Source organism: Bacillus sp. BPN334, from assembly GCF_008368885.1.
Lineage (GTDB): Bacteria > Bacillota > Bacilli > Bacillales > Bacillaceae_G > Bacillus_A > Bacillus_A wiedmannii.
Map to the genome: position 1 here is coordinate 375,675 of NZ_QOZW01000006.1, position 13,042 is coordinate 388,716.

Annotated in this window: 15 protein-coding genes and 1 riboswitch; of the genes, 6 read left to right on the forward strand and 9 right to left on the reverse strand. The window is 35.1% G+C overall.

The window, feature by feature from the left end:
- The first annotated feature begins 132 nt into the window (after positions 1-132).
- Both ptsH and ptsP read left to right on the forward strand, forming a co-directional pair.
- A complete protein-coding gene (gene ptsH, locus DN393_RS09025; RefSeq protein WP_000411080.1) occupies positions 133-396 on the forward strand; it encodes a phosphocarrier protein HPr in 264 nt (87 codons plus the stop codon).
- Positions 396-2,108: a phosphoenolpyruvate--protein phosphotransferase gene (gene ptsP, locus DN393_RS09030; RefSeq protein ID WP_000174214.1), complete on the forward strand. Its 1,713-nt coding sequence runs from the start codon at positions 396-398 to the stop codon at positions 2,106-2,108. Before ptsH ends, ptsP begins: the two co-directional genes overlap by 1 nt.
- A gap of 97 nt (positions 2,109-2,205) precedes the next feature.
- Here the strand turns inward: ptsP and DN393_RS09035 are convergent, their stop codons facing one another.
- The 3 genes from DN393_RS09035 to DN393_RS09045 form a co-directional block, all read right to left on the reverse strand.
- Complete coding sequence (locus tag DN393_RS09035) at positions 2,206-2,574, reverse strand: DUF3915 domain-containing protein (protein ID WP_060749672.1); 369 nt, start codon at positions 2,572-2,574, stop codon at positions 2,206-2,208.
- A gap of 196 nt (positions 2,575-2,770) precedes the next feature.
- Complete coding sequence (locus DN393_RS09040) at positions 2,771-2,989, reverse strand: hypothetical protein (RefSeq protein WP_000100492.1); 219 nt, start codon at positions 2,987-2,989, stop codon at positions 2,771-2,773.
- A 290-nt stretch (positions 2,990-3,279) separates the two neighbouring features.
- A complete protein-coding gene (locus DN393_RS09045; protein WP_000180385.1) occupies positions 3,280-3,897 on the reverse strand; it encodes a nitroreductase family protein in 618 nt (205 codons plus the stop codon).
- Positions 3,898-4,226: 329 nt separating this feature from the next.
- Between DN393_RS09045 and DN393_RS09050 the strand changes: the two genes are divergently transcribed.
- The 4 genes from DN393_RS09050 (at position 4,227) to DN393_RS09065 (ending at position 7,967) form a co-directional block, all read left to right on the forward strand.
- Positions 4,227-5,519, forward strand: coding sequence for a GGDEF domain-containing protein (locus DN393_RS09050; RefSeq protein ID WP_149173459.1), 1,293 nt, complete (start codon positions 4,227-4,229; stop codon positions 5,517-5,519).
- Between the two features lie 90 nt (positions 5,520-5,609).
- Positions 5,610-6,746, forward strand: a complete 1,137-nt coding sequence (locus DN393_RS09055; protein ID WP_149173460.1) for a serine hydrolase domain-containing protein — start codon at positions 5,610-5,612, stop codon at positions 6,744-6,746.
- Between the two features lie 4 nt (positions 6,747-6,750).
- On the forward strand, positions 6,751-7,629 hold the full coding sequence (locus DN393_RS09060) for an NAD(P)-dependent oxidoreductase (RefSeq protein ID WP_149173461.1): 879 nt from the start codon (positions 6,751-6,753) through the stop codon (positions 7,627-7,629).
- 5 nt (positions 7,630-7,634) lie between these two features.
- A complete protein-coding gene (locus DN393_RS09065; protein ID WP_149173462.1) occupies positions 7,635-7,967 on the forward strand; it encodes a DUF3909 family protein in 333 nt (110 codons plus the stop codon).
- Between the two features lie 42 nt (positions 7,968-8,009).
- Here the strand turns inward: DN393_RS09065 and DN393_RS09070 are convergent, their stop codons facing one another.
- The 6 genes from DN393_RS09070 to DN393_RS09095 form a co-directional block, all read right to left on the reverse strand.
- Positions 8,010-8,285 carry a hypothetical protein gene (locus DN393_RS09070; RefSeq protein ID WP_000054671.1) on the reverse strand — a complete coding sequence of 92 codons (276 nt, stop codon included), beginning with the start codon at positions 8,283-8,285 and terminating at the stop codon, positions 8,010-8,012.
- 307 nt (positions 8,286-8,592) lie between these two features.
- Positions 8,593-9,105, reverse strand: a complete 513-nt coding sequence (locus DN393_RS09075) for a 1,2-dihydroxy-3-keto-5-methylthiopentene dioxygenase (RefSeq protein WP_000057324.1) — start codon at positions 9,103-9,105, stop codon at positions 8,593-8,595.
- On the reverse strand, positions 9,083-9,721 hold the full coding sequence (locus DN393_RS09080; protein WP_088047225.1) for a methylthioribulose 1-phosphate dehydratase: 639 nt from the start codon (positions 9,719-9,721) through the stop codon (positions 9,083-9,085). Before DN393_RS09080 ends, DN393_RS09075 begins: the two co-directional genes overlap by 23 nt.
- Positions 9,718-10,377: a 2-hydroxy-3-keto-5-methylthiopentenyl-1-phosphate phosphatase gene (gene mtnX, locus DN393_RS09085; protein WP_000027482.1), complete on the reverse strand. Its 660-nt coding sequence runs from the start codon at positions 10,375-10,377 to the stop codon at positions 9,718-9,720. The genes DN393_RS09080 and mtnX overlap by 4 nt, the downstream gene beginning before the upstream one ends.
- A complete protein-coding gene (mtnW, locus tag DN393_RS09090) occupies positions 10,374-11,618 on the reverse strand; it encodes a 2,3-diketo-5-methylthiopentyl-1-phosphate enolase (protein WP_064474906.1) in 1,245 nt (414 codons plus the stop codon). The genes mtnX and mtnW overlap by 4 nt, the downstream gene beginning before the upstream one ends.
- A 64-nt stretch (positions 11,619-11,682) precedes the next feature.
- Positions 11,683-11,788, reverse strand: a riboswitch (SAM riboswitch).
- Positions 11,789-11,852: 64 nt separating this feature from the next.
- The gene (locus DN393_RS09095) at positions 11,853-13,031 is read right to left on the reverse strand and encodes a pyridoxal phosphate-dependent aminotransferase (protein WP_098110676.1); all 1,179 of its coding nucleotides are present in this window, start codon (positions 13,029-13,031) and stop codon (positions 11,853-11,855) included.
- Positions 13,032-13,042 lie beyond the last annotated feature (11 nt).

The window sequence follows — 13,042 nt, forward strand, 5'->3', positions numbered from 1 at the left end:
TTGACGCAAAATGTTTATAATTATAATAGGCGATGTGGTTGACCGAACATCGCCTATTATATACAATAGATGATGTAGTACTCACGTCTATACAACTAAAAAAATACTGTAATTTAAAGGAGATAAATTATCATGGAAAAAATCTTTAAAGTAACTAGCGACTCAGGAATTCATGCTCGTCCAGCAACTCTACTTGTAAACACTGCAAGCAAATTTGGTTCTGACATTAACTTAGAGTATAACGGAAAAAACGTTAACTTAAAATCAATCATGGGTGTTATGTCTTTAGGCATTCAACAAAACGCAGAAATTAAAATCACTGCAAATGGTGATGATGCAGCTCAAGCACTAGCAGCTATCGAAGAAACTATGAAAAACGAAGGATTAGGAGAATAATGACTCTTAACATTCAAGGGATCGCTGCATCAAGTGGGATTGCTATTGCAAAGGCTTTCAGACTTGAGAATCCTGAATTTAACATCGAAAAGAAATCAATTACAAACGAAGCTGCTGAAATTGCACGCTTAGACGCTGCGCTTGAGAAAGCAAAAACTGAATTAGAAGCAATTAAGGACCATGCTTTTGCTGAGCTGGGTGCTGATAAAGCTGCGATCTTTGAAGCACATTTATTAGTGTTAAATGATCCAGAACTAGTAAACCCAGTAAAAGATAAAGTAAATAGTGAAAAAGTAAATGCTGAATTTGCAATGGATGAAGTTGCATCAATGTTTATTTCTATGTTTGAAAACATGGATAACGAATATATGAAAGAACGTGCTGCGGACATTCGTGACGTAACAAAACGCGTTCTTGCACATTTACTAGGAATTAACTTCTCAAACCCTGGTACAATTTCTGAAGAAGTAATCATCATTGCTGAAGATTTAACACCATCTGATACAGCTCAGTTAAACCGTAAGTATGCAAAAGGTTTTACAACTGATATCGGTGGACGTACATCTCACTCTGCAATTATGGCTCGTTCTATGGAAATTCCTGCAGTTGTTGGTACGAAAGTTGTTATGGAGAAAATCCAAAACGGCGATATCGTAATCATCGACGGTTTAGATGGAGAAGTAATTGTAAATCCATCAGAAGAAACTCTTCGTTCTTTTGAAGAAAAGAAAGCGAAATTTGAAGAGCAAAAAACTGAATGGGCAAAATTAAAAGACCAAGCTACTGTAACAAGTGATGGACATCACGTTGAGCTTGTTGCAAATATCGGAACACCAAATGATGTACAAGGTATTATCGATAATGGCGGAGAAGGCGTTGGTTTATACCGTACAGAATTCTTATACATGGGCCGTGACAATCTTCCAACAGAAGAAGAGCAGTTCGAAGCGTATAAAGCAGTTCTTGAAGGTGTAAAAGAAGGTCAACCTGTTGTTGTTCGTACACTTGACATCGGTGGAGATAAAGAGCTTCCATACTTACATTTACCAAAAGAAATGAACCCATTCTTAGGATACCGTGCAATTCGCTTATGCCTTGATGAGCAAGATGTGTTCCGTACACAACTTCGTGCATTACTTCGTGCTAGCGTATACGGTAACTTAAAAATTATGTTCCCAATGATTGCAACTCTTGATGAGTTCCGTCAAGCGAAAGCAATCTTATTAGAAGAGAAAGCGAAACTTGTAGAAGCGGGTACAACTGTTTCTGATTCTATTGAAGTGGGTATGATGGTTGAAATCCCAGCTTCAGCAGTATTAGCAGATCAATTCGCAAAAGAAGTTGATTTCTTCTCTATCGGAACAAATGACTTAATCCAATACACAATGGCTGCAGACCGTATGAACGAACAAGTAGCTTACTTATACCAACCGTATAACCCATCTATTTTACGTCTTGTAAAAATGGTTATTGATGCGGCTCATAAAGAAGGCAAATGGGCTGGTATGTGTGGTGAGATGGCGGGAGATTCACTTGCTATCCCATTATTATTAGGATTAGGTTTAGATGAGTTCAGTATGAGTGCAACATCTATTCTTCCTGCAAGAACACAACTAAGCAAGTTGTCAAAAGCAGAAATGGAAACATTAGCAGAAAAAGCACTAATGATGTCAACTGCTGAAGAAGTTGTTGAACTAGTTAAAAGCATATAATTAATAAAAAAACCTGAGTCGATTTGAAATCGGTCTCAGGTTTTTTCTATGAGAAAAGTAACTCTTATTTTCTTACTATAGAGGATAAGACACAGAACTAGATAGCGATAGCAACGATATCAGTTGGGCATACACGTAAAATACCATTAAAAGTATTACGTTGACGGTTCTTATCATCTTTGTCGTTGTCTTTATCATCTTTATCATTATTGTTACGAGCTAAAGCAGAGAAAAGAGCAACGCCGTTAGCGAAACCTTCAAAAATTACATTGTTGAAAGATCCAATACCTTTAATGCTTAAAAGAGAAAGTTCTGTTCCAACTGAAATGCTAGCAAGTACGTTACATACAGCTGGTTGTTGTGGTTTTACCTCTCTCTCTTTCTCGCGATGGTCACGATGGTCGCACTCTCTTTCACGATGATGACAGTCTCTAAAGTTATCACAGCATCCAAATGATCCAAACATAATCCTCATCACCCCCTTCACACTTATAATCTATGTAAGTTCGGTAGTTAGTGACTGGACAGAGAGTGGAATTTTTTATGGGGGATTTTCTCATTTTAAAAGACTAGCTGGGTGTTTAGTACGGAATGATGTTTAAAATAGGGGAAATATCACAAAAAAGTGTAAAGACCACCGAAATGAATGAAATAGGTAGGCTTTACACTTTTTTACTTTTATATAAAACGATGATATATACAGGGAGAGCTAAGAGTAGTGGTGCAATGGATCTTGCAGTATGTTTTTCTGCGTCTAATTGGAACGTTTCTTCTTTTGGGAATTGTAACACTGATATGTTTGTAGCATCGCCAATAAAATATAACAGTAGTACAGTTACTATGTAACTTAAAAGTGCGATAAAGCTTCCGTATGAACTCAATGAAAATCCCTCTCTTGTTATCTATTTGTTATCATTGTATCATAATTGTAACAAAAACACACGGTTATATTTCAATGCTTTAACAAAATTCGACACGAAACGCCATTTATGTGTATGGGGATAGCATGAAATTTACTATTTGTTTATGTATAGATGTCGAATAATACATTGTAATATTACGGGTGTGTGACAGAAGAAAAAGAAACGAAGGTAATGAAATTACCTTCGTTTCTTTTTTATACCGTATTAACAGGCAGTAAGCCCCTCACATTGATTAAAGGTTCACTTTATTATTTTGCCCATTCACTCACTTGTTCTACGCTCATTCGTGGTGCAGGATGACCTTTTAAAGTTGATTCACCAATTGTAATAAGCATAATTGGTACGTAACGAGATGAAACATTGAATTCTTCTGTAAGTGCTTGTGGGTTGAAACCACCAATAGCACAAGTATCCCAGCCAGTTGCTTTAGCCGCAAGCATAAGTTGCATTGCTGCTAAAGATGCATTTGAAAAGGCTGCATCTCTTGGGAATTGCTCACGAGCATATGCAGACTCAATATTTTTAGCTAAGCGCTCTTTTGCTTCTTCTTTCATAAATCCTTGTTCTACAATTGGACCATAAACTGGTTCAACGTTTTTATAAGCTTCTAAATCACCTAAAATAGCGACTACAGCAGAAGCATCAAGTATTTGTTGCTGGTTATAAGCAATTGGATGCAATCGTTTCTGTACATCTTCACCTTGGAATACAAGGAATTTCCAGTGCTGCAAGTTCCAAGCAGAAGGTGCTTGAGCAGCTCCCTTTAAAATCTCGTGTAACTCTGTAGATGAAATTTCTTTCTCTGGGTTGAATGCACGTGTAGATGTGCGTTCGTATAGAACATTAAAAAAGTTGTCGTTTGTCATTATATATCCTCCAAGTAACATATCAAATTATAAAAAATACATGTAATATATTCTACTTACATTTTGTAAGTTGTCGAATTTAAGAATATAATATCTTTATTTTAATTGTCAAGTTTTAAAGAGGAAGCTAGGGCATTCATACAAACGATACAATTCCTATCATCATACACTAAAAAAGGAATTTATAGAGAAAAAGCGAAGAGAGCATTCTCAATTAGCTTGTTAATATGTGTCCCTTACTCATTAAAGTATTTAGAGAACAGTCTTTTTATAAAATGTTTGTGAGGAATGCAGTAGAACAAGATATATGAAGTGAGTGAAGACTAGTGATGAACATACTACATTTTTTATTAGAGAATACGGTTTTCCAAAATGTATTACAAGATCTTCAGTTAAATGTCCTTTATATAGAAAATGGATGCACACATCAACAAACGATAGAAAATATTCATCCAAAATGTATGTTTATAGCAAATAGTTTTGAAGAAGGAGAATTATTGTATCAGAGGACTAAACCACATATTGTAATTATGTATGTAACAGATTTTTCTCAAATAAAATATATAAAGAATATGTATAATCCACAGAGTACATTTATTGTCATTTGGGATCAACAAATAACAAGCGAGTTTACAGAGGTGCTTACGTTAGGAATACGTAATATTGTGATAGCCCCTGTGACCCCACAAATGGTGTTAGAGGAAGTGAATAAGAGTTTGTATCAGCTTTCTTTAGTGCGGCAAGTAAGTTTGCAACAAGAACTACTTCAAACGATGTTTGATTTTCAAAATGATCTATTATTTATAGTAGAAGACGATGAGATTGTTGATTGTAATACAAATTTTTTAGAGTTTTTCGGATATGAAAATTTATTTGCCTATCGTGAGCAACATTTAGTATTTGCTGAACATTTTATTAGAGAAAACGGATACTATTCAACAACCCATGATATAACATGGTTAGATGATACATTATCATATGATAGAAGAATTAAGATGTCCAATTATGAAGGAGAAGTGTCAATTTTTTTATTGCGTGCGACACCACTGCCAGAAGATTTATCAAGATTTATTGTGAAGTGTACAGAGATTACAGAATTAGATGAAATCTATCAAGAACAAGAAAGGCTTGCTATGATAGATTCGTTAACAGAGATTTATAATCGTTTGAAGTTCCAACAAATACTAGAGGCAGAATGGGATAATGCAATGCGTAACGATGAAAAAATAGCACTTATTTTATTTGACATAGATAATTTTAAAACAGTAAATGACACGTACGGCCATGATTTTGGTGACTTAGCATTAATTCAGCTTGCAGAGCTTATGAAATCTAAAGTGGAGCAGCAACATGTATTTGCAAGGTGGGGAGGAGAAGAATTTATTATATTAGTAACGAATACAGTAGAAAAAGAAGCATTTCAGGTTGCGGAATCATTACGATTTTTCATTGAAACAAAGCATTTCTCCGGAATTTCGAAATTAACAGCGAGTTTTGGAGTCGCGTTATATGAACAAGGGATTACAAGAGAAGAATTAATGCAACGAGCGGATATCGCATTATATGAAGCGAAAAAAAATGGAAAAAATCAAGTGTGTGTATATAGAAAAGAAAAAAAGTGATTTTTCGCAACAAATTGTTGCGATTTTTTTTTATTGTTTGATAATAGAATGTGGGGGGGATTTTGGACGAAGGAATTATGGAGGAACAACATGATAAAAAAAATAATGACGATGGCTTCGCTGTCTGCTGTAGTTTGTGGTGGAGTATACTATTTTCTCTATAATCCCAATATAAAGGAAAGCACTGTATTAACAACTAAGGTGAATCCTACTATTGAATCCGAAGTACAAGAGAATATAGAAGAAAAAGAAGAACAACGAATTGATTATGCTAGTATATCTCAAAAGTTAGATCAATATTTAATAGGAAAGCAATTTAATGGAACAGTTTTAGTAACAGATAAAGAGCATGTTATATTGAATAAAGGATATGGATATGCTGATGTTCAAAATAAGATAGAAAATACGCCTCAAACAAAATATCGTGTCGGTTCTATTACGAAAACAGTCGTGGCCACATCTATTTTACAGCTGCAGGAACAAAGGAAGTTAAATATTCAAGATAATGTAAATAAATATATTCCCTCTTTTCCGGTAGATAAAAATATCACCTTATATCATTTGTTAACACACACATCAGGTTTACCAGAAAGCGGAAAAGGGAAAGTGAATGCAGCTTCTCGTATAAATTTAGTAAATTGGATTGGAAGTCAAAAGTTAGAATTTCCACCAGGCGCAGGTTGGAGATATACAGATTATAATTATATGGTGCTTGCCTATATTATAGAAAGCATATCAAAAAAACCTTTAGGAGATTACATAAAAGAAAATATATTTACTAAAGCAGAAATGTATGAATCTGGTATGGGAAATATGGCTCAGGGAGATCAGCATTTTACTAAAGGATATGTAAAGAAAGAGAATGTACTTGAACCTGCACAAAAATTGTTAATGGAGTGGTTATACGGATGCGGTGAGATGTATACGACAGTTGGCGATATGAAGAAGTTAGACGAAGCGATTATAAATGGGAAACTTCTTTCTGAACAAAGTAGACAAGCGATGTTTTCACCTTCAACAGAACGAAAATATGCATATAGTTTTTACATATATCCGGATTATTTTTATAATCATGGTGTACTATCTGGTTGGAACACTTTCAATAATTTTAATAAAGAAAAAGGCACTTTTGTTATATTATTTTCAAATGTGAAAAATAGTATAGATGATGATTTTAATAATGAGTTTCGAAAGATGGTAAGTGATTTATTAGAACAAAGGGGATGAGAAAATGGAACGTAAAAATGTATCAATAGGTTTCATCGGTATTGGTGTAATGGGAAAAAGTATGATGCGTCATTTAATGCAAGACGGCTATCAAGTATATGTATATAATAGAACGAAAATGAAGACAGACTCTTTAGTGCAAGATGGTGCGAATTGGTGTGATACACCGAAAGAGTTAGTGAAGCAAGTTGATGTTGTAATGACTATGGTTGGATATCCACATGATGTAGAAGAAGTGTACTTTGGGATAGATGGGATTTTGGAGAATGCAAATGAAGGTACGATTGCAATTGATTTCACGACATCTACACCAACATTGGCAAAACGTATTAATGAAACCGGTAAAAGTAAGAATGTATATACGTTAGATGCGCCTGTATCTGGAGGAGACGTTGGTGCGAAAGAAGCAAGGCTCGCAATTATGGTCGGTGGTGAAAAAGAAATATATGAAAAATGTTTACCGTTATTTGAAAAACTAGGAACAAACATTCAGTTGCAAGGACCAGCTGGAAGTGGACAACATACAAAAATGTGCAATCAAATTGCGATTGCTTCTAACATGATTGGAGTATGTGAAGCTGTTGCTTATGCAAAAAAAGCTGGACTAGATCCGGATAAAGTATTAGAAAGTATTTCAACGGGAGCAGCAGGTAGTTGGTCATTGAGTAACTTAGCTCCTCGAATGTTAAAGGGAGATTTTGAACCAGGGTTTTATGTAAAGCACTTTATGAAAGATATGAAGATAGCTTTAGATGAGGCTGAAAAATTAGAATTACCAGTACCAGGTTTAAGTTTGGCGAAGGAATTGTATGAAGAGTTAATAAAAGATGGGGAAGAGAATAGCGGAACACAAGTGTTATACAAAAAATATATAAAGGGGTAAATGAGATGGATCTTCAAAAATTTGATGAGATGATTGATACTGTACAACGAGCAACTTGTATACAAATTAATGAAAAACAAAAAGAAGCTTTTAAACAAAAGTATGATTTTGAGCCGGAATTCGAATATGGAAGAGATGAGAAGGGGCATTATGTTATTCGAACTTCAAAAAAGATGTTAGAAGAAATGGATTTTTATTTGGCATTGAAATATGATCGAGATGGAGTTGACCTTTATATGCAAGCAGAGATTGACGGTATATGTCACGTATCTGTTAGCTATAGTGAAGACGTCTTGCACCTACAAGAATTGTTTCAATTTCTAGAAGAAAATAAATAAAAGTCCTCATTTGAGGACTTTTATTTATTTTTAATTTTAAAATTATAAGCTAGAAGCCCGGCGACATCGTTCGATTGGGAATGGAATAACTTGCGCGATGTGATTAGGACCGAATTGCTTTGCACGAGCATGGCGTACTATATAAAATGCACACAGAATTGAAACAGGAATAGCACCGAATAAGCCGAAAAATAAAGCGCTTACACAAGATGCGACAAAACCTAAAACACCAACTTCCAACTCTTCCATAATAGCTCCTAGAATAACAGGAAGTGCTCCACACGTAACCCCTAGTATAAGTGCGATAAGTAAACTCATGATTATCCCCCTCTGTTTGCGATATTCTTTTCCTTTTTATTTAATTGTAGTATATCATATACAAAACAGAATTTTCAGAAAAAATCCAAAAAAAGTTCAATAAATGTTCAAAAAGTGTTAAAAAATTCGCTTAAAACATAGAAGGGGGAGATTGTTTTGGAATAGACGGAATCATATGCTTGAGAAAATAAAAAATCAGGCTTATTTCATTTTTGGAAATAAGCCTGTTCCATAGGAGGATGTATATATGTAGAGTGAATAAAAGGTTGGAAAAGGGGATCCAAGTCCTTTTATTCAACTAACTACCTTAATAAATTGGAACCCAGCCTTCAGTTGTAACAAAAATACGAATAGCTACAACTTGACGATCATCTTGCAAGGTAAAATAATGTCTTGCATTTTCAGGAACAGATATGAGATCGCCTGGCTCAAGTTCAACGTCAAAGAATTTCCCATCTTTTCCTTCAATAGCAAAGATGCCATGACCACTAACAATAAAGCGAACTTCATCATCAGTATGATGGTGTTCTTTTTGGAAATTAATTAATAATTCGTCAAGGTTAGGTGTGCTATTTGAAAGTGAAATTACATCATGTGCTTTATAACCTCGGCGCGCTGAAACATCAGCGATTTCTTTTGAAAACACAGCTAATATTTCAGCCTTGTTTTCATCTGTTAACGAATAATTTTCATTTAAATAAGTAGGAAGTTTAGAGATGTTCCATTTCTCATATAAAACGCCTTCCTCTTGTAGAAATTTAGATACTTCCACTTCATTTTCAATGCGAGTATTTACTTCATGAATACGAATTTGCGCCATTAGAAACGCCTCCTTGAATTGATAATAGTTTTATATGAAATTGGAATAAAAACTCATAAGCTTCTAATCTTTTCTTTGCATCAAAGCTATCTCGGCCCCATACGGTAATACCATGGTTACGGATCAATACTGCTCCCGAATCTCCTTGTATATGCTTTCGGAAGTTTTCTCCAAGCGTTGGGATATGGGCATGGTTTTCGATAATAGGAATGTGAATTGTTGCACCTTCTTCCCAAATATCGAGAGCTTTAATAATTTCTTGATTTTGAAGGACGACTGCATCACTGTATAAATTTGTGATGACATTATTATCAGTTGTATGAACATGAAGTACGCACCCAGCATTCGTATTGTTATAAATATGGGTATGCAATATTGTTTCTGCTGAAGGGCGTAATTCAGTCTCTAATACGGGAAGCCCTAGATGATCTACTAATAGAAAATCATCTGGAGTAGTTTTTGTTTTATCTTTACCACTTGCTGTAATAAGAAAAGTAAGTGGCTCATGACTAACCTTTATAGAAATATTACCACTCGTTGCTGGAAACCAATTTCGTGTTGTTAATTCTTTTTTTATCTCGCTTAAGTCATACCATTGACGAAAAAGTTGTTTCATGATTTCACCTCCAACAAATGTTTTAATTGGGTTTGAACATCGTGAAATGTTTCAAACGGTGTATAAGCAATATAATTCTCTTCACACTTTGTAATAAGGAAGTCACGAGCAAATACTTTATCTGCTTGTTTCGCAGCTTGTAAATCAGTAATTGAATCTCCAATTACAATATGGAAGTCATTCGTATCACTTAATTTACGGATTAAAGATGATTTACATAATCCGCAATGATTTTGACAATGATGATCACAAGGATGAGGCCACTTAACTGTAATGAATTCATTTGAAAAGTCTGTTTCATTACAGTAAATTTGCTCTTTTGGAATGATTCCTTGTAAGAGTGGATAGACGAAGAAATCCATTCCACCTGATATAACGTAAAAAGAAATGTTATTTTCATTTACAAATTGTATAAATTCATGAAAACCACTACGGATTTCAGCAGTTTCTATTAAAAATTGAATCATATCATCGTGTAGACTAGTAGGTATTAATTGAAATAATTGAGAAACACCTTCTTGAATAGACAGCTCTTGTGATAAAATTCTATTCTTTACTTCTTCGGCTTCTGGTGGTGCAAATTTTTCCATAATGGACATAATGTTATCATTATTTGTAATCGTGCCATCAAAATCACAAAATACTTGAATACTCATAATTTCACCCCATGAGAGGGATTTCCCCATATTTGTAGTGCACTATGCAAATTTATGTCATCTACTTCATGGAGTGGTGTATTTTGCAAAGTAGCATCAATTGCAGTACGGAAAGCTTTACCGCCCCCTTGCGCTCCACTCGGATGTCCATGTATCCCGCCGCCAGCATTAATAACAACATCTTTACCGAAATCTCGTAGAATAAAGGGAACGAAACCAGGGTGAATACCAGCAGACGGAACAGAAAAACTCTTCTTGAAAAATGCATCGTCTTCAGTTAAATATTTTGAGATAGCAAGAGCCTCCTCTTTTTCTAGTGCAACACTTCCGTATGGAGATGGGAATAATGAAAAGTCAGCCCCAGCATAACGTAGTAGCTTTCCTAGTAATAATGGAGAGGAAACTCCATATAACTTGGATGCTGAATAAGCACCACTTACAGCAGGGTGTGCCATAATAGGAACTGGGATTTCATCATCTTCTGCAAGTGATTGTAGTACATCTAGTCCGTAAGCAAATACATTAAATAATAGAATATCTGCCCCAGCTTGCACTGCGCGTTTCGCATTTTCTTTTAAATCAAAAGTTCGTCCTGTTAAATTTACGGCATATAACGTTTTATGTCCGTATGTTTCATATACTGAGTCTAAAACTTCTTTTCCAGATACAATGCGTTTCGTAAGTGGTGTTAATGTATTCTCAAATAATATTTCATCATCTTTTACTATATCTACACCACCAATTGCTTGATCGCGTAATTGCGTTTTTAAATACCCAATATTTCGTCCAATCATTCCTTTGAAAATGCTCATTAAAAGAGGACGCTCATGCACTTGTAAAAGATTTCGAATGCCATCTATCCCGAATTTCGGACCAGGGAAATACTGTTTTAACTCGTCTGAAAATGTTAAGTCGATTAATTTCACTTCGCCATCAAGTGATAGCTTTCCGAATGTAGTTGTTAAAATTGCTGGTAAGTCTGGACTGAAGTTTAATAACGGATATTCGATTTTAATAATCCCACGTTTAACTTTTTTACGTAAATACGAATTGGTATGTTCTTGTTCAGCTAATTCCTCAACATGAATGACGTTGCCTTTATGCTGTTTTAATTGTTCTTGCAATAAGTGTGGCAAATGAGTCCAAGAGCCAATTGTTAAACCGAGTGCAATTTGCTCAGCTTTTTTTTCTAAGTTATGTGAATCATCATGGATTAAATACGTCGCTATAATTCCGCTCATTGTTAAAACCTCCTAGTTAAATAAAAAAACCTCTCAGCTAAGGAGAGGTTTTTTTACAACCAGCTCCTTATCTGTCAGCGTAATGCTGCGAGAATTAGCACCGTGTCTACAATTGTAGATCGGTTGCCGGGTTTCGTCGGGCTCGTCCCTCCACCTGCTCTTGATAAGAAGTATTTAGAAATGTTTAAATTTTTAAGATAACTGAATTTTGTCAGATATTTTTCATGTTGTCAATTACTTTTTGAAAAAATTTAATTTATCAATTCGATTAAGGGCTTCTCGTAATCTATCTTCTGTATGCAAGAGACCAACACGGACATACCCTTCGCCATGCTCACCAAATCCAACACCAGGAGCAACTGCAACGTGTGCTTTTTCTAGTAAAATATCAGAAAATTGCTCAGATGTATATCCTTTCGGAACAGGAAGCCATGCAAAGAATGAGCCTGTTGGAATGTCTACATTCCAACCAATTGAGTGACAAGCTGAAACAAGAGCGTTTCTTCGAGATTCGTAACTATTTACAAGGTCTATTACGCAAGACTGTGAACTTAATAGTGCTTCGCGGGCAGCATCTTGAACTGCACCAAAAATACTAACATACATATGATCTTGTAATAAGTTAATTGTCTCAATCACACTTTCATTCCCCACAGCAAAAGCGATGCGCCATCCAGCCATATTGAAAGTTTTCGATAGAGTGTAAATTTCAATACCTGTATTTTTAGCACCGTCTGCTTGCAAGAAACTAACAGGTTTTTGACCATCGAATCCAATCGCACCGTAAGCAAAATCATGAATGACTAATATATTATGTTTATTAGCAAAATGAATGGTTTCATCAAAGAAATCTTTTGATGCAGTAGCACCGGTCGGATTATTTGGATAGTTTAAAAACATTAACTTTGCACGCTCAGCGGTAGTGGCATCAATTTTTGTATAATCTGGTAAAAAATTATTTTCTGCAATAAGCGGCATTGTTTCAAATTGTGCTTTTGCTAAAGCAACTCCTGATAAATAATCTGGATAGCCTGGATCTGGAACGAGAATAGTATCACCAGGGTTTGTAAAACAAAGTGGTAATTCTACTAATCCAGCTTTTCCACCAAACAAAATAGCAACTTCTGTTTTTGGATTTACTACTACATCATATTCGCGTTGATAGAATGTTGCCACGGCTTCTTTTAAACTTTCGTGTCCGCGAAATGGCGGATATTTATGATGAATGGTCTTTTCAGCAGCATCTTGTAAAGCTTTTACGATATGCTGCGGTGTTGGTTGATCTGGATTACCTTGACCTAGATTAATAACATCGTGACCTGCTGCTACGACTTTGTTAACTTTTGCAACAAGTGAAGCGAAAAATTGTGTAGGCAATGATGTTACTATCTCAGAAGGTTGAAATAATTTCATACTTTCCACCT

Coding starts and splice junctions, on each gene's coding strand:
- ptsH (WP_000411080.1), top strand. CDS start 133: ATGGAAAAAATCTTTAAAGTAACTAGCGACTCAGGAATTCATGCTCGT.
- ptsP (WP_000174214.1), top strand. CDS start 396: ATGACTCTTAACATTCAAGGGATCGCTGCATCAAGTGGGATTGCTATT.
- DN393_RS09035 (WP_060749672.1), bottom strand. CDS start 2,574: ATGTTTGGATCATTTGGATGCTGTGATAACTTTAGAGACTGTCATCAT.
- DN393_RS09045 (WP_000180385.1), bottom strand. CDS start 3,897: ATGACAAACGACAACTTTTTTAATGTTCTATACGAACGCACATCTACA.
- DN393_RS09050 (WP_149173459.1), top strand. CDS start 4,227: ATGAACATACTACATTTTTTATTAGAGAATACGGTTTTCCAAAATGTA.
- DN393_RS09055 (WP_149173460.1), top strand. CDS start 5,610: ATGATAAAAAAAATAATGACGATGGCTTCGCTGTCTGCTGTAGTTTGT.
- DN393_RS09060 (WP_149173461.1), top strand. CDS start 6,751: ATGGAACGTAAAAATGTATCAATAGGTTTCATCGGTATTGGTGTAATG.
- DN393_RS09065 (WP_149173462.1), top strand. CDS start 7,635: ATGGATCTTCAAAAATTTGATGAGATGATTGATACTGTACAACGAGCA.
- DN393_RS09070 (WP_000054671.1), bottom strand. CDS start 8,285: ATGAGTTTACTTATCGCACTTATACTAGGGGTTACGTGTGGAGCACTT.
- DN393_RS09075 (WP_000057324.1), bottom strand. CDS start 9,105: ATGGCGCAAATTCGTATTCATGAAGTAAATACTCGCATTGAAAATGAA.
- DN393_RS09080 (WP_088047225.1), bottom strand. CDS start 9,721: ATGAAACAACTTTTTCGTCAATGGTATGACTTAAGCGAGATAAAAAAA.
- mtnX (WP_000027482.1), bottom strand. CDS start 10,377: ATGAGTATTCAAGTATTTTGTGATTTTGATGGCACGATTACAAATAAT.
- mtnW (WP_064474906.1), bottom strand. CDS start 11,618: ATGAGCGGAATTATAGCGACGTATTTAATCCATGATGATTCACATAAC.
- DN393_RS09095 (WP_098110676.1), bottom strand. CDS start 13,031: ATGAAATTATTTCAACCTTCTGAGATAGTAACATCATTGCCTACACAA.